This window comes from Cetobacterium sp. 2G large (assembly GCF_014250655.1).
Taxonomy (GTDB): domain Bacteria; phylum Fusobacteriota; class Fusobacteriia; order Fusobacteriales; family Fusobacteriaceae; genus Cetobacterium_A; species Cetobacterium_A somerae.
In genome coordinates this window covers 1-22228 of the sequence record NZ_JACHTH010000004.1, presented here as the reverse complement: position 1 = coordinate 22228, position 22228 = coordinate 1, and the positions used below count along the sequence as shown (strand labels likewise).

Annotated in this window: 21 protein-coding genes and 1 riboswitch; of the genes, 9 read left to right on the top strand and 12 right to left on the bottom strand. The window is 26.6% G+C overall.

Annotated features, from left to right (window positions below):
* The gene (locus tag H5J23_RS02610; RefSeq protein WP_023051488.1) at window positions 1-1758 is read right to left on the bottom strand and encodes a 1-deoxy-D-xylulose-5-phosphate synthase; all 1758 of its coding nucleotides are present in this window, start codon (window positions 1756-1758) and stop codon (window positions 1-3) included.
* Between the two features lie 181 nt (window positions 1759-1939).
* Here H5J23_RS02610 and H5J23_RS02605 point away from each other — a divergent pair, with 181 nt between their 5' ends.
* Window positions 1940-2200 (top strand): helix-turn-helix transcriptional regulator, encoded by a 261-nt coding sequence (locus H5J23_RS02605; RefSeq protein WP_023051487.1) that lies wholly within the window; start codon window positions 1940-1942, stop codon window positions 2198-2200.
* Window positions 2201-2220: 20 nt separating this feature from the next.
* Here the strand turns inward: H5J23_RS02605 and H5J23_RS02600 are convergent, their stop codons facing one another.
* Window positions 2221-2538, bottom strand: a complete 318-nt coding sequence (locus H5J23_RS02600; RefSeq protein WP_185890904.1) for a hypothetical protein — start codon at window positions 2536-2538, stop codon at window positions 2221-2223.
* Window positions 2539-2810: 272 nt separating this feature from the next.
* Here H5J23_RS02600 and H5J23_RS02595 point away from each other — a divergent pair, with 272 nt between their 5' ends.
* Window positions 2811-3725: an SAM-dependent methyltransferase gene (locus H5J23_RS02595; RefSeq protein WP_185890902.1), complete on the top strand. Its 915-nt coding sequence runs from the start codon at window positions 2811-2813 to the stop codon at window positions 3723-3725.
* Between the two features lie 50 nt (window positions 3726-3775).
* Here the strand turns inward: H5J23_RS02595 and mgtA are convergent, their stop codons facing one another.
* Window positions 3776-6424: a magnesium-translocating P-type ATPase gene (gene mgtA / locus H5J23_RS02590; protein WP_185890901.1), complete on the bottom strand. Its 2649-nt coding sequence runs from the start codon at window positions 6422-6424 to the stop codon at window positions 3776-3778.
* Between the two features lie 250 nt (window positions 6425-6674).
* Window positions 6675-6830, bottom strand: a riboswitch (M-box (ykoK) riboswitch).
* Between the two features lie 55 nt (window positions 6831-6885).
* A complete protein-coding gene (locus tag H5J23_RS02585; RefSeq protein ID WP_084537746.1) occupies window positions 6886-7431 on the bottom strand; it encodes a tyrosine-type recombinase/integrase in 546 nt (181 codons plus the stop codon).
* Between the two features lie 257 nt (window positions 7432-7688).
* Here H5J23_RS02585 and H5J23_RS02580 point away from each other — a divergent pair, with 257 nt between their 5' ends.
* The gene (locus H5J23_RS02580) at window positions 7689-8861 is read left to right on the top strand and encodes an IS110 family transposase (RefSeq protein WP_185890899.1); all 1173 of its coding nucleotides are present in this window, start codon (window positions 7689-7691) and stop codon (window positions 8859-8861) included.
* Window positions 8862-9049: 188 nt separating this feature from the next.
* Here H5J23_RS02580 and H5J23_RS02575 read toward each other — a convergent pair whose 3' ends face one another.
* The gene (locus tag H5J23_RS02575) at window positions 9050-9865 is read right to left on the bottom strand and encodes a MerR family transcriptional regulator (protein ID WP_023051482.1); all 816 of its coding nucleotides are present in this window, start codon (window positions 9863-9865) and stop codon (window positions 9050-9052) included.
* Window positions 9866-9964: 99 nt separating this feature from the next.
* On the opposite strand from H5J23_RS02575, the gene H5J23_RS02570 reads away from it, so the two are divergent.
* Both H5J23_RS02570 and H5J23_RS02565 read left to right on the top strand, forming a co-directional pair.
* Complete coding sequence (locus tag H5J23_RS02570) at window positions 9965-11293, top strand: MATE family efflux transporter (protein ID WP_185890897.1); 1329 nt, start codon at window positions 9965-9967, stop codon at window positions 11291-11293.
* 79 nt (window positions 11294-11372) lie between these two features.
* Window positions 11373-11834 carry a C-GCAxxG-C-C family (seleno)protein gene (locus H5J23_RS02565; RefSeq protein ID WP_023051480.1) on the top strand — a complete coding sequence of 154 codons (462 nt, stop codon included), beginning with the start codon at window positions 11373-11375 and terminating at the stop codon, window positions 11832-11834.
* A gap of 65 nt (window positions 11835-11899) precedes the next feature.
* Here H5J23_RS02565 and H5J23_RS02560 read toward each other — a convergent pair whose 3' ends face one another.
* From H5J23_RS02560 to H5J23_RS02535, 6 genes are all read right to left on the bottom strand, one after another.
* Window positions 11900-12961 carry a M42 family metallopeptidase gene (locus H5J23_RS02560; protein ID WP_255494347.1) on the bottom strand — a complete coding sequence of 354 codons (1062 nt, stop codon included), beginning with the start codon at window positions 12959-12961 and terminating at the stop codon, window positions 11900-11902.
* A gap of 16 nt (window positions 12962-12977) precedes the next feature.
* Window positions 12978-14471, bottom strand: a complete 1494-nt coding sequence (locus tag H5J23_RS02555; protein WP_023051478.1) for an ABC transporter substrate-binding protein — start codon at window positions 14469-14471, stop codon at window positions 12978-12980.
* Window positions 14472-15113: 642 nt separating this feature from the next.
* Entirely contained in the window at window positions 15114-16337 is a 1224-nt protein-coding gene (gltS, locus tag H5J23_RS02550) for a sodium/glutamate symporter (protein ID WP_023051477.1), read from the bottom strand.
* Window positions 16338-16431: 94 nt separating this feature from the next.
* Window positions 16432-17166, bottom strand: coding sequence for an MBL fold metallo-hydrolase (locus tag H5J23_RS02545; protein WP_023051476.1), 735 nt, complete (start codon window positions 17164-17166; stop codon window positions 16432-16434).
* Window positions 17167-17257: 91 nt separating this feature from the next.
* Window positions 17258-17629, bottom strand: a complete 372-nt coding sequence (locus H5J23_RS02540; RefSeq protein ID WP_023051475.1) for a VOC family protein — start codon at window positions 17627-17629, stop codon at window positions 17258-17260.
* A gap of 127 nt (window positions 17630-17756) precedes the next feature.
* On the bottom strand, window positions 17757-17897 hold the full coding sequence (locus H5J23_RS02535) for a hypothetical protein (protein ID WP_156898029.1): 141 nt from the start codon (window positions 17895-17897) through the stop codon (window positions 17757-17759).
* A 230-nt stretch (window positions 17898-18127) separates the two neighbouring features.
* On the opposite strand from H5J23_RS02535, the gene H5J23_RS02530 reads away from it, so the two are divergent.
* The 3 genes from H5J23_RS02530 to H5J23_RS02520 all read left to right on the top strand — a co-directional run bounded on the left by H5J23_RS02530 (window position 18128) and on the right by H5J23_RS02520 (window position 20118).
* Window positions 18128-18655, top strand: coding sequence for a GNAT family N-acetyltransferase (locus tag H5J23_RS02530; RefSeq protein ID WP_185890894.1), 528 nt, complete (start codon window positions 18128-18130; stop codon window positions 18653-18655).
* Window positions 18656-18701: 46 nt separating this feature from the next.
* Complete coding sequence (locus tag H5J23_RS02525) at window positions 18702-19106, top strand: hypothetical protein (protein ID WP_023052261.1); 405 nt, start codon at window positions 18702-18704, stop codon at window positions 19104-19106.
* A gap of 88 nt (window positions 19107-19194) precedes the next feature.
* Window positions 19195-20118 (top strand): glycosyltransferase family 9 protein, encoded by a 924-nt coding sequence (locus tag H5J23_RS02520; RefSeq protein WP_023052262.1) that lies wholly within the window; start codon window positions 19195-19197, stop codon window positions 20116-20118.
* Window positions 20119-20148: 30 nt separating this feature from the next.
* Here H5J23_RS02520 and H5J23_RS02515 read toward each other — a convergent pair whose 3' ends face one another.
* Window positions 20149-20784 carry a YoaK family protein gene (locus tag H5J23_RS02515; protein ID WP_185890893.1) on the bottom strand — a complete coding sequence of 212 codons (636 nt, stop codon included), beginning with the start codon at window positions 20782-20784 and terminating at the stop codon, window positions 20149-20151.
* Between the two features lie 123 nt (window positions 20785-20907).
* Here H5J23_RS02515 and H5J23_RS02510 point away from each other — a divergent pair, with 123 nt between their 5' ends.
* Window positions 20908-22098 carry a cytochrome c biogenesis protein/redoxin gene (locus tag H5J23_RS02510; protein ID WP_023052264.1) on the top strand — a complete coding sequence of 397 codons (1191 nt, stop codon included), beginning with the start codon at window positions 20908-20910 and terminating at the stop codon, window positions 22096-22098.
* Window positions 22099-22228 lie beyond the last annotated feature (130 nt).

Here is a 22228-nt window from a genome sequence, read left to right as displayed (position 1 = left end):
TTATTTAAATATTTTCATTATGTCTTCAATAATTAATTTCTCTGTCAAATGATAACGTTCATAAAGTTCTTTTAAAGGAACACTTTCTACAAACTCTTTTTTTGCTCCAAAATTTAAAACTTTTATATCTTTATCTGAATAAAATCTTGAAATTTTTTCGCCAAATCCACCATCTAAAACACCATCTTCTAAAGTTATTACAAGCTCGTGCCCTTCTAGAAGCTTATATAACATCTCTTCATCTATTCCTGTTATAAATCTAGGATTTATAAGTGTACTATTTATTCCTATTTTTTTTAATTCATCATATACTTTTTTTCCTAAATGAAAAAAATCGCCTAAACCAATTATAGCTATTTGATTTCCACTTTCAACTTTTAAAAATTTATTAAGATTATCAAACTTAGGTTCTACTTCTTCTCCTGTGGATATTACAGCTGTATTTGGAACTCTTATTGCTACTGGATACTGTCTTTGTTCTATTGACCATTCTAGCATAGCTAAATACTCTTCCTTTGTAGTAGGAGCTAAATAAACAATATTTGGAATATTAGATATTAATGGAATATCAAATATTCCGTAATGAGTAATACTCGAATTACTAATTCCACCATGATGTACAACTATTGTAGCCGGATTATTATTTATTGCTAAGTCTTGAGACAGTTGATCATAGGTTCTTTGAAGAAAAGTTCCAACGGCTTCTACTACTGGCTTTGCTCCTCTTTTAGATATTCCAGATACTAATGCTATTGCATGTTCCTCTGCTATTCCTACATCTATATACTGCTCTTTACACTCTTCTCTAAATTTTTGTAATCCTACACTTCCTGGTGTTGCTGCCGTTATTACAACTACACTTTTATCACCTTTAGCTTTTTTTATTAAAAAATTTTCAGATATATCCGAGTAACTTTCTCCTTTCTTTTCTAACATTAATTTTGGATTTTTTAAATCAAATGGAGAAACATAATGATAAAATTCTAAATGTTTAACTGCGTCTTTGTATCCTTTTCCTTTTATAGTATGCATATGAACTACAACAGGATGATCAATATCTTTAACTTTTTTTAGAGCTTCTATTAATTTTTCAATATTATTTCCATCATCTACAAAATGATATTCAAATCCTAAAGATTTAAAAAAGTTATTCTCAGATTTTCCTTTAGTTTCACGTAACAATTCTAAATCTTTATATAAACCACCATGATTTTTTGCAATGGACATATTGTTATCATTAACTAAAATTATTATATTTTTGCCTGATACTGCTGCATTATTTAATCCTTCATAAGCTTCTCCTCCACTTAATGATCCATCACCTATTATTGCCACAATATTTTCTTTTCCATTTAATAAATCTCTACCTTTTGCTAAACCACAAGCTAAACTAATTGAAGTAGAGGTATGCCCAATTGTGAAAAAATCATGATCACTTTCATGGGGATTTGTAAATCCCGTTACTGTCCCATATTTATCTTTATTAAGAAATGCATCTTTTCTTCCAGTTAATATCTTATGAGGATAAGTTTGATGAGAAACGTCAAATACAAATTTATCTATTGGAGAATTAAAAACATAATGGAGTGCAATAGTTGCTTCAATTATACCTAAATTTGGTGCAAAATGTCCTCCCGTTTGGCTAATTTTTTCCAATAAAGTTTCTCTTATCTCTTGCGCTAAGATATTTAATTCTCCAATAGTAAGATTTTTTAAATCTACTGGACTATTGATATTAGATAAAATTTTTAGTTCCATTATAACCTCCAATTAAATTAATTTAAATTAATTTAATTTTCTAAAAATTATCTAAATATCCTTTTATATTATATTTTTTACCTTTGAGTAATACTACTTTAATTAAATATTGACTTTTTTTTAATTCTTATATTATTATATAGACAAATAGTTCTTATTGTCATCAGAAAGGAGTTTTACAATGGAAAAAGAAATTAAAATTTTAAAAGCTTTAGCTCATCCCTTAAGACTTGATATCATAAAACTACTAATTATAAATGAAAATTTATGTGTTTGTAAAATACAAGAAGCATTTAATATTGGGCAGTCTAATTTATCTCAACACTTAAAAATTTTAAAAGATGCTAAGATTTTAAATTCAAAAAAAGATGGTGGTTGGGTTCATTATAGTTTAAAAAATAAAAAAATTATAGAAATTATAGATTTATTAAAAGAATTTTAAGAAAAGCTCTTAGATTAACTCTAAGAGCTTTTCTTACTTTCTAAATAGGTAAATAATTCTTCAAAAATTTTTTTATTATAATTCAAAGCATAGTAACCTATTTCTTCTGCATATTCCCTTATAAAAACATCTGAAGTTAAACTACAAATTCCAAAACTTTCTAAATACAATAAACAATTTTCTGAAATCTCTGATATTAATACTTTACCTCTTTTTTCTAAACATTCTCTTATAAAACTATAAGTTTCATTAGGCAAATGTGACGATAACTCTTCCATTTCCTCTATATTAAGTTCTAAATTATTTTTTAATTTCTTTAAAATTTTAAGTTTATTCATAACTACTCTCCATTAAATATATTTTCTACTTTAGTAATAACTTATATTTGTGTAAAATATGTGTATCACTTTCAAAGTTTTTTTATTCTAACAAAATTTTATGGCATAAATATGTCTTACTTTATTTCTCGATAGTACTATATTAGTATAAACCCTAAAGTTAAATGATAGTCAATAATTTTTTCATTATAATAATTTCAATCTTGAGATTTTTTGAAGAAAATGCTATATTATTATGTCAAAAAAGATATAGTAATTTTTAGGAGTGATTAATGTTTATTTATACAATTGTTAATATTGGAAGTGAAAAATTATTAAAAGAAGAGGTAGCTATTAAATATCCTGAATTAAGCTTTGCTTATTCTAGACCCGGTTATATAACTTTTAAAGATAATAGTGAAACTTTGAATTTCAACAGTAAGCTAAATTTAGTTTTTGCAAGAGCGTATGGAATATCTTTAGGAAAAGTTGATAAAAGCAACCTAGAAAATGAGATAAAAAAATATTCTATTGATAAAATTCATAAATTTTCTTTCGTAAATGGTGAATCTTCAGGAGAATATGCAAATATTGGAGATACTATTTTAGATGTATTAGAAGTTAAAGAAGGTGAATATTGGTTAGGAATGAGAAAAGCTCACAAATGTTCTTGGCTTATTCCAGGTGCAAACCCTAATTTAGTCCTTCCTAAATCAGCTCCATCTAGAGCTTATTTAAAAATAGCTGAAGCTTTAATCTGGTCAAACTATAATTGTGGCAAAAATGAAATTGTTCTTGAATTAGGTTCAGCTCCTGGTGGAGCAAGTTATGCTATGGTAGAAAGAGGTTTCAGAGTTTATGGAGTAGATAATGCTCTTATGAATGAAGATCTTTTAAAAAATCCTATGTTTACTCATATAAAAGAACCTATGCAAAAAGTTCAGGATTCTGATATTCCTAGGCCATGTCATCTCCTAGTATCTGATGTTAATGTCTTACCATCACTTATTTTAGGTCAACTTAAAAGATTTATGTCTATAAGACCGAGCATTCATACAGTTTACTACACTCTAAAAATTGGAGATAAAATATCTGTAAAAGAAGTTTTAAAACATATTGATACATTTAAAACATTTGGATTTACTGAAGTAAAAGCAACTCAACTTCCAAGTAATAAATCTGAAGTTTTACTTTATGGTAAAAAATAATTTATTATTATATAAAAAGTCCATAGAAAATAATTCTATGGACTTTTATTTTACAATAACTCTTTATACTTTTTTATAAATTTTATTTTTAAAACTGAAACTAACGATATGTATGCTGTTAACGTAACAAATAAGAAAATAAAATAGTAATAAGGTAAGGCCACCATACCCAGTTTATCTCCTAAAATTGTAAACGGGATAATTGTTCCTATAGTTATTCCAATTGTTGTCAATAATATTACTTGCCAAGATGGTCTATTTTTAAAAAATGATAATTTTGATGTTCTTATTAAATATATAACAAGTGTTTGAGACCAAAGAGATTCTATAAACCAAGCAGTATTAAAAATAGATATAAATCTTTCTTGATTTAAGACATCTAAACTATGAAATTCACCTTTTAAGATATGTGGGGTAATTATAAAATACATCACAATATAAGTTGTTATATCAAAAATTGAACTACTCGGACCTATCCATAGCATAAAGTTTTTTATAGATGAAGCATCCCATTTTTTAGGTTTTTTTATAAAATCACTATCCACATTATCCCAAGGAATTGCAATACATGATATATCATAAATCAAATTTAACATTAAAATTTGAATTGGATACATTGGTAAAAATGGTAAAAATGCACTTGCAACTAACATTGAGAACATATTTCCAAAGTTTGAACTAGCTGTCATTTTTATATATTTAATTATATTTCCATAAATTTTTCTACCTTCAATTATTCCATCTTCTAAAACCATCAAACTTTTTTCTAATAAAATAATATCAGCCGATTCTTTAGCTATATCAACTGCTGAATCAACAGATATTCCAACATCTGCTTCTTTCATAGCTGATGCGTCATTTATTCCATCCCCCATAAAACCGACAGTATGTCCATTCTCTCTTAATGTTTTTACTATCAATGTCTTTTGGTCTGGAGACAATTTTGCAAAAATACTTTTCTTTTCTACAGCTATTTTTAATTCTGATAAACTTAATCTATCTAATTCTGAACCTAACATTATTCCTGTATTATCAATTCCAACTTGAGAACAAACATAAGCAGTAACAGAATCGTTGTCCCCTGTTAAAATTTTAATTCCTACATTAAATTCTAAAAGTGATTTTATCGCCTCTTTAGTACTTGATTTAGGTGGATCTAAAAATGCTAAATATCCCATGAAAATCATATTATTTTCATCTGTTAAACTACAACTATTTCTATTTAGTTCTTTTTTAGCAATACCTAATATTCTTAATCCAAAACTATTAAATTTTTTAACTTGCTGCATTATCTCCTCTTTTAGCTCCCTAGTTAAAGAAACTATTTCTCCATCTTTTTGAATAAAAGATGAAATTTCAATTATCTCTTCTACAGCACCTTTCGTTACAAGCTCAATGTTTTTATCTATATTTTCTACTAAAACACTCATTTTACGACGATTAAAATCAAAAGGTATCTCGTCAATTTTCGTATATGTTTTTGTTAACAAATCAATTTCTTTTTCATTAGCATGTTTTATTATAGCTATATCTATTAAATTTTTTAATCCTGTTTGATAAAAACTATTTAAAAAAGCATATTTTAGAACATCTTTATCCTCTTGTTCATTAATGTTAAAATAATGTTCCAATATAATTTTATCCTCAGTCAGAGTTCCTGTTTTATCTGTACATAGAATATCCATTGCTCCTAAGTCTTGAATAGCGTTTAAATTTTTTACTATTACTTTTTTCTTTGCCATTTTTCTAGCACCTTTTGCAAGATTAGCCGAAACAATCATTGGTAACATTTCTGGAGTCAATCCTACTGCAATAGAAAGGGCAAATAAAAATGCCTCAAACCAATCGCCTTTAACAACACCATTAATCAAAAAAATAAAAGGAACCATAAAAAGCATAAATGTTATCAATACTTTAGAAACAGAATTAACTCCTTTTTCAAAACTTGTTATGTTTTTTTTCTTATTTAAATCTTTTGCAATTCTTCCTAATATCGTTTCATCACCTGTAGTAATTACAATTCCTTTACTAGATCCACTTATAATATTACTTCCCATAAAAATTAAATTCTTAGATTCTAAAGGTAAAATATTCTCCGAAATTTCTACAATAATCTTCTCAACAGGCTCACTTTCTCCAGTTAAAGATGATTGACTTATAAATAAGTCTTTTGCCTGTATTAATCTTATGTCAGCTGGAACTATATCTCCAGCATTCAATATTATTAAATCACCAACAACAATTTCATCTACAGGAATCTCTTTTGATATTCCACTTCTAGTTATGAGTGCAGTCGTTTCTACCATTTCATTTAATTTTTCAACAGCATTATCTGAACGAGACTCTTGAATAAAACGTAATAAACCACTTGTAATAACCATTGTCGATATTATGATTACACCTGTAAAATCTTTATTCTCTGAATTTGCAAGAATAACTTCAGTGAAGAGAGAAACTCCAGCTAATATAAAAAGAATTATCGTAAAAGGATTTATAAAAGCGAATATAAATTTTTTTAAAGCTGAATCCTTTTTTTGATCTGAAATCTTATTTTTTCCAAAAGCTTCTCTCATTATTTCGATAGAGTCATTACTTAAACCAGATACTCCTGTTTTCAATTTTATAAAAATATTTTCAATGTTTTCCTTCATAGCCCAATTCAATCTATTATGGGCATCTAGCGATATAAGTTTTTTCATTTTAAATTCCTCCTCATATAATTAAATTTTTTAAATGAGAAGTACTAATTTTTTCAATGCTAAAAATAGAATAGATTTTCCACTGTAAGAGAACTTAAATCTATTCTTAAATAATATTTTAAATAAAAAGTACTTCTCCTACTAATCTGGACATCTCCTTCCATTTTTACACCTCCAAATTTTAAATTTAAAATAAAAAAACCTCATTACTCAAACAAGTAATAAGGTAAATAATCAAAAAATAATTTACTTTAATAACCGTTTGAGCTTTAGCTTCATAGGGCGATGAAATTGCATTATTCTATGCCTTGAATTCGACATAGACTGTTAACCAACTCATAGTGTCTCCACTATTTCGCGGCAGCAACCCTTATCCCTATGGTAGCCTCACCTACCGATTTTTCTATCTGTGATGATAATACTACATTTAAATTATTTTGTCAACCTCTATAAATTTATATTTAAAATCCTAGCCTTTGCTTCCCTCTATAATCATCAGCTTTCTCTTTATTTACTCTAATATATTTTTGAGTAACAGAAACACTTGAATGATTTAATAGTTGCTGTACAAACATAATATCTTTAGTTTCATTATATGCTAACGTGGCAAAAGATTTTCTAAAACTATGTGTGCTTATGAAGGTACTATCAATATTTTCATAATCACACGCTTTTAATATTTGATCTTGTACTTTTCTTACAAAAGCTTTTACTTCTTTTTCATTTGAGGCAAATATAAAATTATCCTCTCTAGTTCTATTTTTAAAAAGATATTCAACTAACTCCATATTTATTCTTGTAATTTGGGGCTTTTTTGTCTTTTTCTCAATTATTTCTAATTTTCCAAATTGAATATCATTATATCTAAGTCTAGCTATGTCTTGAATTCTAAGTCCTGTATTTAATTCTACTAATAAAGCGTTTCTTACATCTTGTTTTATCTTTATTGACCCTAAAATAGTATCAATCTCTTCTTTACTTATAGCCTTTGTCATTTTTCCCATCATATCACCCTCGTATAATGAAGATATAAAAATCTTCATCAATTTATCTGTTATAATTTACTAAAGTGCTGTGGATTATTATTTTCACCTATAGCTAGTTCAACTAGACTATTTTAATATAGGCTATAACCACAGCTTTATACTAATTTGTTAATTAGTTAGATAACGCTTGACGTTTTATATAGGACGAGGATACATTCAGTATAAAGCTTTAGTGGAAAATAAACAGTACTTTTAATATATTTTCAAGGTGGTGAATTATGATTTATGTAGGAATTGATATCGCGAAAGACAAACACGACTGCTACATTGTTACCTCTGATGGCGTTCTTATCAGCGATAATTTAAGAATCACAAATACTCTTGAAGGATTTAATACTCTTTACTCCATTATCTCCTCAAACTGTCAAGTCGCTAGTGATGTGCGTATAGGGCTTGAATCTACCGGTCATTACGGTATCAATTTAGAAAATTTCTTGCGTACCAAGGGATACCAACTTACGGTATTTAATCCCCTTGCTGTAGCTTCCTTTAGGAAGTCTCAAACACTAAGAAAAACCAAAACTGACAAAGTTGATGCTAAGTTTATTACAACCTTGCTATTCAACTCAGACCAAACCCCAACAGCACTTGTATCTGATGAAATTAGAGAATTAAAATCTCTAACTAGACACCGTTATAGATTAATCGGACAGTGTGCTAAATTAAAAGTTTCTGTCTCGCGTTTACTTACAATTTTATTTCCCGAACTAGGGACGTTAATATGGTCGATACATCAAAAATCTAGTTATGCTATGCTTTTAGAGTTTCCAAGTGCTCATGATATTTCTAACTGTCATTTAACTAAATTAACTAATCTTTTATCCAAAACCTCAAAGGGAAAGTATGGAAAAGATAAGGCAATAGCTTTAAAAAATCTAGCTTCCAAATCTATTGGCATCAATAGTAGTGGAACTTCTTTTGAGCTTCAACAAACAATTAGAATAATTAATTATTATTTAGATGAAATTTATATTTTAGATAAGAAAATCAAAGAACTTCTTATTCAAATGAAAACACCATTGATAAGTATACCTGGAATCTCTTATACGCTAGCATCGATTATATTATCTGAAGTTGGAGATATCTCGCGATTTCAAACTCCAGCTAAATTATTGGCTTTCGCAGGATTAGAACCTTCTGTTTACCAATCAGGAAAGTTTCAAGCCACAGGGACTTCAATGGTAAAAAGAGGTTCTACGTATCTTCGATGGGCAATCATACAAGCTGCACGCTTAGTAGCAATGCGTGATCCTACATTCAAACTTTATCAGGAGAAAAAGAAGAATGAAGGAAAACATCATTATGTTGCAATTAGTCATACATCTAAGAAGCTACTTAGAGTAATTTTTCATCTTTTAAAGAATAATATTAATTTTGTTCCACAAAACTAAATATTTTAATGATTTTATTTTTTAAAAGGCGACTTTAAAATTTCTCAAAGAGTCGTCTCCTAGAAACACGCCCATATTTTTTAAAAAATTCTAAAAAATATTTTAGAAAAAACAAAATTATATACTTGACTTCATATAGTTAGTCTATTTGATTATAACATTTATATTTTATTTAGAAAACAAATAATCTATAGCTTTTTTACAGGAATTTGTATTTCAGTTATATATTCTTCTGAATTTTCTGTAGTATGTATATCTATATGAAAAATTTCAAAAATATCTCCCGTAATGCTTAATTCATTTTCTTTAATAAAACGCTTAGCTTTTTCATAATATCTATAATTTTCTGAATAGTATCCTCTATAGTAAATAGAAACATAATCTCCAGCTTCAATTTCCTCTCCCTCTTCTGTTCCTTCGTTATTTATTACAAAAATTTCTTCATAAGTATCATATCTTTTTTTCGAAAAATTTTCTCTACTTAAAGTTCCTCCAAACTCATTTTCTGTAAACAAAAAATCATTTTCTGAAAGAGTTTTTATACTCAAAAGTTTTATTTTAAAATCAATATCACCATCATCTTTGACACGACCTTTAGATTTTATAATTCTTCTCTTAGATATATTTTTTAATTGTGGAACTCCAAAAGATATGTTATTTTTAAAATATTCTAAATTGGCTTTTTTAATCAACAACTCTTCTTTTAATCTACTAAATTTTTCTAATTCTCTTTCTACAATTTCCAGCTGTGAATCTAAAACTTTTTCTGTAGAATTAACGCTTCTTGTTTCTAAGAAACCTTTTATAGCTTCTAATCCAAGTCCTAATCCCCTTAAATTTCTTATATTATTTAATTTCCAAATCTGTTCACTTGAATAATATCGATATCCTGTGCTTTTTCTAAAAGCTGGTTCTAAAAGTTTTATTTTTTCATAGTGTCTTAATGTATCAACACTTATATTATATATTTTACTTATTTCTCCTATAGAATAATATTTTTTCATAAACTCACCTCATAAATATTATACACTACTTCTTTATTTTATTAAAGAGTTGACTCTAGAACTATTCTAGAGTTTATAATATGGTTGGAGGCGATTACTATGCAAAAAAAATTATTAAATGAAAATCTTTTTAAACTTATTTTTAAATATGGAGTTCCTTCTATTCTGACCATGTGGATCTTCTCTTTATACACAATAGTGGATGGAATATTCATTGGTAAATTCTTAGGAGCTAAAAGTTTAGCAGCTGTAAATATCGTTATGCCTTATGTTAATTTTTCTTTTGCTATTGGTATAATGGTTGCGGTTGGGAGTTCTACTATGATTGCTATTCAACTTGGATCTGGAGAAGATAAAAAAGCTCTAAAATCTTATAGTACTTCTTTACAGCTTTTTATGGTTTTTAGTTCAATCTTGAGTTTGATTGGAATAATTTTTCCTGAAAAAGTTGTTAGAATTTTAGGAGCTAATGATATTATTTTAGAAGAAGCTACAACCTATCTATTTTATTTATCTTTCTTTACTCTTTTTTATATGCTTTCCTACGGTTTTGAAAGTTTTGTAAGAATAGAAGGAAGCCCTAATTACTCTTTACTTTGTATATTGGGTGGAGCTATTATGAATATTGTTTTAGATTATTTTTTAATAGTTATACTGGATATGGGAATTAAGGGTGCTGCTATTGCTACTGGAGCTGCTCAAATGACAACAGCTTTAATGTTAGGATATTATCTCTTATTTAAAGCTAAAAAATTAAGATACACTTTTACTAAATTTAATCTAAAAACAGTAGGAACTATTTTATATAATGGTTCTTCTGAATTTTTAACTGAGATGGCTACTGGCGTAGTTATAATGGCTTTTAATATAAATATAATGGCTATAATTGGAAATGAAGGAATTTCCGCTTTTAGTGTTATCAGCTATATATCTACTCTTGTTACTATGACAATGATTGGATTTTCTCAAGGACTACAGCCCATTATAAGCTTTAACTATGGTGCTCAATCTAATAAAAGAGTTTTAAAAATATTAAAAATAGGAACTGTTACAGTTTTTTCTTTAGGAATATTTTTCTTTTTCATCATAAATATGTTTGCTAATGAATTAGTTTCTATTTTTATAAAAGAAAATAAAGAACTATTTATTTTAACTAAAGAAGCTGTTATATATTATAGTTTTACATATATCTTAATGGGAATTAATATTATTATTAGTTCATATTTTACAGCTGTAGAAGATGCTTTTATATCAAGTATTTTAAGTGTTTTAAGAGGTCTTATTTTTATTAATATTTTATTATTTCTTTTACCAGGAATTTTCAATACAAAAGGAATTTGGTTATCTGCTCCTGTTAATGAGCTTATCATGCTTGTGGTATCATCTATATTTTTTATAAAAAGTGGATATAAGAAAATTGTAGAATAGTTTTCTAATATTGTTTTGCTACTTTTTTATATTAATGTTAAAATATACAAATAAATTTGTAAAATAAGGAGTGAAAACAATGAACAATGAAATAAGTATTAAAAAAATAAAGTTTGATGCAGAAGAGGCTTATAGAGTAGGTGATTTTTTCTGCTCAGAAGCAATAGTTAACTCTATTAGAAATAATATTGCTCCTGAAATGCCAGAAGCATTAATTGCTGTTGCCTCTGGATTTCCAGTTGGTATTGGTAAATCTAAATGTGTTTGTGGTGCTGTTAGTGGTGGAGTTATGGCAATTAGTTATTTCTTTGGGAGAACTAAAGGTGGAGATACTAAAGTTAATAAAAATCTTGAACTAGCTTACGAATTACAAGAAGAGTTTAGAAAAAATCACAAAGTTTTATGTTGTAAAGTTTTAACTCATGGAATGGATATGGGAGCAAAAGAACATAAAAACCAATGTGTTTCTTTCACAGGAGAAGTTGCTGAAGTTGCTGCAACTATAATTGCTAGAGAACTTGGCCTTAAAATTATTGACTAGTTTGTTCGATTTTACTTTAATAAAAAAAATGTCAAGATAATCTCTTGACATTTTTTCTTATAAATCTAAAAACTTTTTATTGTATCTTTTGATAACTCTTCTAATATTTTTTCCCCTAAAGAGATTGCATTTTTAAAATCTTTTACTGATGCATATGTATAATGAGTATGAATATATCTTGTTGGAATTCCAATAACAACTGTCGGAATACTTTTTTCAGCAATATGGTATTTACCACCATTTGTGCTTCCTCCACTTCTTGCTATAACTTGGAATGGAATATTGTTTTTAATTGCAATATTTTTTACAAACTCCTGAACTCTTGGATTTGAAACCATTCCTGCATCCAAAACTCTAAGCTGCACCCCTTTTCCTATAGCTCCTTTTGATGAAAAAGCATCTTTAAATGTATCATCTGCAGGTGACCCTTCAAAAATAATTGCAAAATCAGGCTTTATTGTATTTGCCGCTACTTGAGCTCCTCTTAACCCAACTTCCTCTTGAGCACTTATCACTCCTACCGCTTCTACTTTTAATTCTTTAGATTTTATTCCCTTCATAACTTCCATTACAATAGCACATCCAAGTCTATTATCAAAAGCTTTTCCTCTAACAACTTCTATTTTTTCATCATATGAAAACATTACGTCTGGTGTTATTGGATTTCCAACTTCTATTCCATACAACTCTACAGTTTCCTCATATGAACTAGTTCCAATATCTATAACTAATTCTTCTATCTTCGGCAATCTTTGCTTTTCTTCTGGTGTCATAAAGTGAGGTGGTTTAGATGATACAACTCCCTTTATATAGTCTCCTTTGAAATTTCTTATAACAACTGAATGGGCTGGAATATTTGTTATATGCCATCCTCCTAAAGGTAAAAATGTTATAGTTCCATTGGCTTTAATTCCTTCTACTATAAAACCAACTTCATCACTATGACAATCTAGTGCTACAATAGGTTTATCTTGTTCTATATTCGTTTTTATATAAAGATTATTTATAGAATCTCTCTCACAAATATAACCTTTCATATTATCTTTTATAAATTCTAAAACTTCTTGTTCATGACCTGGTGCTCCATGTAAATTTGACAATTTTTCTAATAATTTAATTGTATCCATTACTTCCTCCCCAAAACTAAAATTCATATTTATAAAACTCCGGATATCCTGTTGCTTCAACATTTTTTAGATTAGTATTAACTCCATAAACAACATTTCCATGGTATAAAGGAATTAAAGGAACATCTTCATTTAAAATCTCTTGAATCTCTTTATAATATTCCTTTCGCTTTTCTATGTCATTCTCTTTTCTAGCTAATTCTAAAAGACTATCTATCTTTGGATTTGAATAAAATGCCCTATTACCATTACTTCCCATCTGACTAGTGTGAATATTTGGATAATACCCATAGTCACCATCGTATGTTGATGGTCCCCATCCCATAATAAACATATCTGTGTTCCCAGATCCCGTTTGAGATAAAAAAGCTCCCCATTCTAGTAGTTCAATTTCTAAATCTATACCTATTTTTTTTAATTGATCTTGTATTATTGTTGCCACTTGAACTCTTTCTGGACTACTTACAGATATTTTTAATTTAGTTCCAACTAATCCATTTTCTTCTAAAAGTTGTTGTGCTTTTTCAACATTGTATTCTTGAGGTAAAGCATCTTTATTATATCCAAAAACTGGTGGTGCTAAAAATTGATTAGCAACTTTTGTTTTCCCTAAATATATAGTATCAACAATACTCTCTTTGTCAATAGCCATAGCTATAATTTGTCTCAAAAGTTTATTTGATAAAGTTGGTGATTTTGTATTTAATCCTACATATCCTGTTGTTGTAGAAGGAGCTGAATAAACTTTAGCTTTTCCACTTTTTTCTAGCTCTTCCCACGAAATTGCAGGAATATCTAATGACATATCAATTTCACCTGTTTCTAAACCAATAACTCTACTATTTTCTTCAGGAACTGCTTTTATTATAACAGTTTTTATTTTAGGACTTCCTTTATAATAGTTTTCATTTGAAATTAAAGTTATACTATCTCCTAATGCCCAATTTTGTACTTTATATGGTCCTGTTGCTACAGGATTATTAAAATAATTTTCTGAATTTTTTAAAACCTCTTTTTTATTAATAATTGATGAAGATTTATGACTCAAATGATTTAAAAGAGGTGCAAATGGTTCTTCTGTAATAATTTCTAATGTATTATTATTTAAAACTTTTACATCCTTAATCATCTTATAAAGATGGGCAACCTTAGGATTTTCCTTAGCTCTTTCCAATGTAAACTTAACATCTTCAGCAGTTAAGCTATCTCCATTTGTAAATTTTACACCCTTTTTTAATACTATTTCTAAAATATTATCATTAATTTTTTTATAACTTTCAACTAAACTTGGAACTGGAGTTCCATTTTTTTCGTCTATTTCAAATAGTCTATCGTATATTTGTGTAATAGCCACCTGAGAATAATTATCAGTTGAATTTTGTGGATCTAAAGTTTTAGGATCACTTAACTGAGCAAATACTAATTTTTCTTTTTCTTTGCTCTTTTTTTCTCCACATCCTCCAAAAATAACCAATCCCAATGTAAAAAAAACAATAAATAACTTTTTCATCATTACCTCCCCAAACCTATTTTATAAGATAATACTATTTTTAAAATTGAAAATCAATTTTTATTTTATTTTTTTATAAAAAAATAATAACAAAAAAAGTTGAAGTAAATATTCCTTCAACTTTTTCTCTATTCTTATTCTTATATCTTACTAATATTTTTGACTTGATGTTTTTGATGCTCCTGCTGTTTCCATATCTAATGAAGAACATGAACTTAATCCAAAAATTAATGCTCCTAAAATTAAAAATACTCCTAAAGTTTTCATAAAAACCTCCTAATTTATATTTCATTATAACTTTATATTCTTATTATTATAGTTTTTCCTTTTATACTTAAAAGATGAAAATAAAAAACCTTCCTTTTGGGGAAAAGGAAGGTTTTTATAACACGGGGGAGTGTTAAAATAAAAAGATTTAAATAAATTTTTGGGGGGTATTAAATTTACTTAATCATCGGTTTCAATTAATAATACCATATCCGTAAATTTATGTCAACCGTGTTTTTATTTCGAATACAATTTTAAGAATCGTGTTCTTATTATGTTCTTTATTTACAATTTATACCCATTAAAGTTTTTATAGTATTGTATTTTGACAACTAATGTAATTTTTTTGTTTTTAATACACTTCAATATCTCAATTTATTTAAACATATTTATTGCACCGATAATTACAGGCATTTGAAATATATCTATTAAAAATGCTCCTGTTAACGTTACTATTAAATAAGGGTTAACTGTATATCCGTGCCTTTCGGATATCTCACCCATATTTAACATTGCATTTGTTGTAGCTCCTAGTCCTGAACCACACATTCCTGAAACCATTACCGCTGCATCATAATCTTTTCCCATTGCCTTAAATACAATTTGACTTGTAAAAAATGCCATAAATAAAACTTGAGCAAATAAAATTAAAAACATCGGTACAGCTAGAGAAGCTAGTTCCCACAATCTTAAAGAAATTAAAGCCATTGATAGAAATATATTTAAAGAAGTTATTCCCAAAATATCAATTAAATTCCTATTTAAGCTAATAAAATTATATTTTACATTTAAATTATTAAAAATTATTGCAACAAACATTGCTCCAACATAAGATGGAAGGGCTAAATCAAAATATGATTTTAGCATAGATGAAAAACTAGTTCCTATCATCATTATTATTGAAAGTACAGCTATATGCTTTAATAATTCATCCGCTGTTATATTTTGATATGAAAATTTCTCCTCAAAATTAACATCATCCTTTCCAACTATGTTTACTGCTTTTAAATTATTTTTTCTTATCAGGTATAATGCTAGTGGTGCTCCTAGTAATCCTCCAGCTAATAAACCAAATGTTGCTGACGAAAGAGCCATTGTACTTGCTCCCATAACACCTAATTGTTCAACCGTTTTTCCAAAAGCTCCAGCAGATCCGTGGCCCCCACTCATAGAAACAGACCCAGCTAAAACTCCATATAAAGGATGAATATTCGTTATTTTGGCTACTCCAACACCTATAACAGTCTGCATAAAAGTCATTATACCACTTAATAACCAAAATATAACTAATAGTTTTCCACCTTTTTTTAATGCTGCAATTGATGAACCTATTCCAATCGTTGTAAAAAATACTACCATAAAGGGATCTTGCAAAGTTGTATCATATTTTATTGTTCCAATTCCTAATTGCCTTATAATTAGATGTATTACTGCAAATAATATTCCTCCAATAACCGGTGCTGGAATTCCAAATTTATTAAAAAATTTAGAATAATTTTTTATATATAATCCTATATATAGCGAAATTAAACCAATTGCCAGTGTCCCAATCATATTAAAACTAATTAAAAAACCAAAATCATCAATTGAAAAATTCATAAGCCCCTCCTTGTATTTTTATAAAATTTTAATTAGTATTTATCTACTTTATTTTTTTTTAAAAGTCAAGGTTATGATTTTCTTAAACTGATATCTAAATATTGGTTTTAACTCTTAGTAAATAGTTAGTTCTTTCTATTAGAGCTACTTCTACATTAAATCTCTCAATTTTTTCTTTAAATTCTTTACATATATAAAAATTTTCATCAAAATGCATTGGTATCATTAGTTTTGGTTTTACATTCTCAGCAAAATATTCGCCTCCCAAATAATAAAACTCCTCTAATCTAGGGTCTACTGGAAAAAATGCTATATCAATATTATTATTCTTTCTAATTTGTTCAATAATTTTTTGATAATATTCTTTCATATATTTTTCCTCATCTGGTGTATCATCTTTCCAATACCACCAATTTAAATCCCCTGCATGAAATATCTTCAATGTATCTACTTCAACTAAAAAAGAAACTCCTAAATCCGTGGATCCATATGCTTTTATTTTTACTCCATTTATGTCAAGAGCTTCATTCTCACAAATTTTATGACAACTTTGTAATTCATTATTAAAAATAATATCACTACTTAAAATATATTCAATTATTCTAAATTTATTTTTCCAAGAAAAAATTTCTTTATTAAAATGATCGTAATGACTATGAGATGAAAAAATTAATACTTTCTTTTTAGTATTTAAAATTTTTTCATCTAACGATATATCATCATCTCTATTTTTTAAAGGTTTTTTAAAATAATCAAAAACTATAAGATAATTTTTTGTTTCAACTACAAAGCAACTATGATAAATATAGTATATTTTCAAATTTTTCATAATTAATATCTCCTCTAATTTTTATCTTAATAATTTTTAAAAATCTAATATAATAAAAAAGGAGAAAAAATTTCTTCTCCTTATTATTTCTTTATTTTCTTGGTGGAATAACTTCTAGCCAATATCCATCTGGATCATTGATAAAGTAAATTCCCATGGCTGTGTTTTCATAACAAATACATCCCATTTCACTATGCTTTTTATATGCTTCTTCATAGTTATCTGTTACGAAAGCTAGATGAAACTCCTCATCTCCTAAATCATAAGCTTCTTCTCTATCTCTTAACCATGTAAGCTCGATAGTAAATCCTGTTTCTCCATCTCCCATATAAACTAAAACATAACTACCATCTGCCGCTTCTTTTCTTCTTACTTCCTTTAATCCTAAAGCTTTTTCATAAAATTCTATACTTTTTTCAAGATTTAAAACATTAATATTAAAATGATTAAAAACAAATTTCATATAATCCTCCCTAAAATATAATTATCTAAATAATACATTAATTGTATATTATTTGTCAATAATACATAACACTTATAAAATAAAAAGCTTAGATATAAATCTAAGCTTTTTGTATATTATTTTAATCTTAGCAAGCTTTTTCTTGCTCATCATTTTTTTTATCTATCATATCCTGCTTTAATCCTAGTATAACTAGATCAAGTAATTCATCCATTGTATAATTTTTTAATTTTTCTTTTAATTTTTTTTCTCTCTCTTTGTGATCCAATTCTACCTCCATTATATCTAAAAAACTCAAATTTTGTATACAATAATAATAGCAAATTTTCTCTTTTAATAAAATTATATAAAATAAATACAAAGTTATATTTGTATATAAAATATAAATATATATATATATGAATAGTTCTCTTATTTTAAGAAATAGAAAAATATTTGACTTTTCAACAAATTAAAGGTAATATGAATGTCAATATCTTAAAATGGAGGGGATTTGTTATGTTTAAAGGTAAAAAAATCAAGCTTAGAGCTTATTATTCAAATGAAGTTGAAAGAGTTTTAAAGTTAATTGAAGAAGACAATCTAAGAGATACTCTATCAATTGGAACTATTTTTCCATTATCTTATGAATTCCAAAAAAGCTTTATGGATAAAAACCTAGCTCCTAACGGAGAACTTTTTAATTTTGCAATTGAATCCCTTGAAACTAATGAATATATTGGAGGATGTGGGATAAATAGTCTAGATAGAAAAAATAGTGTCGCCACAATTGGACTATGGATTGGTAAAGAATATCATGGTTTTGGTTTTGGTTCTGATACTTTAAGAGTTCTTTGTAAATTTTTATTTGAAGAAATGAATATTCATAAAATAAAATTACATTATTTTGAATTTAATGAAGCTGGTAGAAGATGTTATGAAGCTGTAGGCTTTAAAGAGGAAGGAAGAAATAGAAAAGAATTGTATAGATATGGTAAGTATTACGATACTATCAATATGGGACTATTTAAAGATGAATTAAAGTAAATACTTTTTTCTAAAAATTTGTCCAACTTAAAAAGGAGTGATTTAAATGTTTGAGCAAGAATTTATAGAAAAACATATTAATTACGTTTTTAAAAATTGGAATGTAAATTATGAAGATTTAGACCAAGATGTTGAAGCTACTTATAATGTCGATTCTTTACCTAAATCTGTAGAAGATATCATTTATGACTATTATACTGAAGACATAAGAAAAATTTTAGAAAATATTTCAAAAGATGATAACTTATTTTTTCTTTATAATGATAGTGTTATAGAAAAATTAAACAAAGTAGACTCTTCTCTTTTAAATGACAGAGAAAAATCAGTTTTGACTTTTTTAAAAACAAATTATAGTCCTTTACAAAATAAATGTTGTTGGGATTTAATTTTAGATAACTTTTATAAAGTTTTAGAATCTCTTCGTGAGAAATATATAAACAAAAATCTCTGATTTTTTTATAAAATAATTTTTTCTCTAATTTTTACCATTTTTTTACTTTTATATTAGATAATATCAATATATAAAAGGAGATGGTTCTATGAAAAAATTGGGATATATTATTGGAAAATTATTTTTAGATAAAAAAAGAAACCTTCAAGTAATAGGAAAAAAAGTTTTAATTAACGATTGTCAAAAAATAGGAAATTACTTATTTAAAACACCTTTAATAAAAGGATTAGCTTTAAATGGATATGAAGTGTCTATTTTAGCTAGTAAGGTTACAAAAGAATTAGCCTCAGCAAATCCATATATAAAAGAGATTATTATAGATAATACTTATCAAAAAAAATCTTTTGATATTTTTAAAAATATTAAAACAGGAATAAAATATAGAAATAAATTTGATTATTATATTGAACTAGTTGGAAGTATCTATTTAAGAGAACTAATTCTTATGAAATTGCTAAATGCAAAAAAAATTATTGGAATTGAAAGAAAATATAGTAAACATTTTGATATTATTGACAAAATAACTAAAAAACAAAATCACATGAGAGAGAATGGAATTGAAATATTAAAAGTATTTGGAATAAAAGATCCTGGAGGGACTTATGATATTCATTTTGATAAAAAAAATAAATATGATAGACTTTTAAAGAAAAAACCTTTAATTTTATATAACGGAACTGCTTCAACTATTTCAAGAAGTATTCCTATGGAAAAAGAAAATTCTATACTCAATAATCTTGCTAATATAAAATGGGCTGAAGTAAGAAAAATAGAAAAAGAAAATTCTATTTTAGATTTATGCAGTTTAATTAAAAAAGCTGATTTAGTAATCTCTGTAGATACAGGAATTACTCATATCGCCTCTGCCTTCAATATACCCACTATAGTTCATAAAAGCAATGAAAGTGTTTATCCTAAAAGTAGTATAAGTATTGAAAATTCATTATATGATGACAATTTATATAAAATGGCTGAGGATATTTTAGAATATATTTATATCATGTCTGCATAAAAGTTGATATTGTAATAATATCAACTTTTTTTATTTTCTTGAACTCATATATAAGCCACAACTTATATAAAGTATCCCATACAATAATAATATATAGGATTTAAAGAAAACTAATAAAATTAAAGCAACTACTCCCCCTAAAATGTACTGTCCTATTTCTAAAGCTGATAGGAATATATTCTCAATTTTATTCTTTTCACCCTTTAGAACTTTTCCTATATAACTCCCTAAATCAGTTAAATTTCCAGTCATATGAGTACTTCTTATTAAGCTACCTTTAAATCTTATTGACATTCCATTTTGAAATCCCATAGTTAAAGTTAAAAAAAATAAAAACAATTTATCGGTTTTATCTAAAAAATAACTTATTAGCACTATACAACCAAAAACTACTATTATCTTTCCGTACCGTTTAATATTTATCTCTTGAAAATTACTACTTACAATAGAAGATAAAATTGACCCACCCATAAAACAAAATATCATTATAATAAGTTCAACCAATTTTTTATAAAATCTAATATCATAAATATATTTTGCAACTGAAGTAAATGTTCCTGAATAATGTGATATCGGGTAACCAAAATAAGTTAACGTTATAATGTTTATAAATCCACTAAAAAAGCAAATTGATGCAACTATTATATAATACTCTTTATCTTTCATATAACCATCTCCTTATATCTTTTATACTCTACTAAAAAAAGAAGTTTTTCTTTTTTATTGTCTTGCTTTTCTATAAAAAATACTGTATTCTTTTGATATTAATTAAATATAAAGGAGTTTAGTATGGAAGTTGGATTACTTTTTTATTCTTTAACTTTTTTAGGAGGATTTCTCTCTTTTTTCTCTCCATGTGTAATACCTATAATTCCCATATATTTTAGCTTTTTAGCTGGGAATGGAAAAAAAAGTGACTGTTATGGAAATATTAGTTATAATCAAAAGAAAGTTTTTTTTAATACTTTATTTTTTATATTTGGTATTTCAACTTCATTCTTTATTTTAGGAGTTTCTTTTACTACAATTGGTGACCTTGCATTTAGCCAAAAAGATATAATCTCTAAAATAGGTGGAGTTATTATTATTATTCTAGGTTTATTTCAACTTGGGATAATTAAATTAAATCCTTTATACAAAGAAAAAAGAATTGCTTATAGTGATAAAAAAATAACGCCTTTTGTAGCCTTTATAACTGGTTTTACATTTAGTTTTGCTTGGACTCCCTGTGTTGGACCAATTCTTTCTTCAGTTTTAATTTTAGCAGCTACTTTAAAGGATAATAGTATTGGAAATTTATTAATATTTATTTATTCATTAGGTTTTGTTATACCTTTTTTATTGATAGGACTATTTACAACAACCTTATTAAACTTTTTTAAATCTAAGCAAAATTTTTTAAAGTACACAGTTAAAATTGCTGGAGGATTTTTAGTAATTATAGGTACACTTACATTTTTGGGATATACGAATCAACTATCTAATTATTTTATTCCATCAACACTCAATGGTTCAATAACTAATAATACAGAAACCATTTTAAATAAAGATAGTTATCGTTTATTAGACCAATATGGCAATGAACATATTTTATCCAACTATAAAGGTAAAGTTGTTTTTCTAAATTTTTGGGCTACTTGGTGTCCACCTTGTAAAGAAGAAATGCCAACTATTGAAGAACTTTATAAAGAATTTGGAGAAAATAAAAATGATGTTATTATACTAGGGATAACAAATCCTGTTACGGAAGAAAATCCAAACGGACAAGATAAAAATATTGATGAAATTAAATATTTTTTACAAGAAAATAACTATTCTTTCCCTACAGTTTTTGATAAAACTGGCATATATTTTGATAACTTCAAAATTCGAGCTTTTCCAACTACATATATCATTGGAAAAGATGGTGAAATAAAAACTGCCATTCCAGGAGCTATGACAAAACAACAAATGTTAAAGCTTATTAGAGATAACATTTAACTTTAAAATAAACGAGGAAATAATTTAAATTATTTCCTCGTTTTAATTTTTTTAAGAAAATCTCTTATTTTTTTTATTAAATTCTTCTCTTTTTTTAAAGATGGATTTAATATTTTTAATTTATTTCTAA